The organism is Roseateles chitinivorans (genome assembly GCF_002761755.1).
Classification (GTDB): Bacteria; Pseudomonadota; Gammaproteobacteria; order Burkholderiales; family Burkholderiaceae_C; genus Roseateles; species Roseateles chitinivorans.
The window spans coordinates 1-436 of sequence record NZ_PEOG01000222.1 but is presented as its reverse complement, the minus strand read 5'-3'; the positions used below and the strand labels follow the sequence as shown (position 1 = coordinate 436).

Below are 436 nucleotides of genomic sequence, written 5' to 3'. Positions count from 1 at the left end.
ATTTCCCGAAGGAGCAGGTACCTTAACACCGGCAGCTTCATAACCCCTTCCTATTTCGTTGGCATTCATCAGATCACCACCTGCAGTTACAAAATAGTTTTTGTCGATGGTAATATTTACATCAAAATCGCCCCATACACCATAGAATTCCCTGGCTATATATGGATTGGCATTCCACCCCTGGTAATCGTATTCTACTACTTTGGGATACCACTGGCTCATACTGTAGCGGATACCTTCCGCATTATCACGACCACTTCTGCGGATCTGTAAAGGAACCTGCGCCTCGAACTGAACATCCATTTGCAGTTTTGCTTTAGGCAGTAATGGTTTTGCCAACACTACTTCCAGAATGGTTTCATGCACTTTTAATTCCTGTGCCACACCGGCAATTTTTACAGAAGCCACATTCTGAAAACCGATCTGTTCCGGCGTA

1 protein-coding gene is annotated in these 436 nt (G+C 44.5%); it reads right to left on the bottom strand.

What is annotated here, in order from left to right:
- Window positions 1-436: gluzincin family metallopeptidase (locus tag CS062_RS27485; RefSeq protein ID WP_199174385.1), on the bottom strand; the 436-nt coding region annotated here is incomplete at both ends.